The organism is Photobacterium sp. R1 (assembly GCF_054600795.1).
The window spans coordinates 1-232 of sequence record NZ_BAAHZP010001049.1 but is presented as its reverse complement, the minus strand read 5'-3'; the positions used below and the strand labels follow the sequence as shown (position 1 = coordinate 232).

The following is a 232-nucleotide window of genomic DNA, read 5'->3' as shown; positions in this document are numbered from 1 at the left end:
CAAAGCCTCGATATCAATGCCGTTGGGAATGATTTGGCTCTTCTCAGGAGAAAATCCTTGCTGCATAAAAGGGGAAAGCACATAGTCGCTGACGCCGACCAGCAACGGGGCCTGATAGAGCCCCAGTGTCAGGCGATCCCGAAGTGAATAGTGTGCATGCAGGTGAACAAGCATCGGAGTCCGGCACCATCTCGCGGCACAGTGCATCCACTGGCACGGGGCACCGCTGTTG

1 pseudogene is annotated in these 232 nt (G+C 56.0%); it reads right to left on the bottom strand.

The features are described 5' to 3' along the window. Positions 1-174: pseudogene (locus tag ACYP03_RS28265) on the bottom strand (glycosyltransferase family 1 protein); the annotation flags it as partial. Between the last annotated feature and the right edge of the window lie 58 nt (positions 175-232).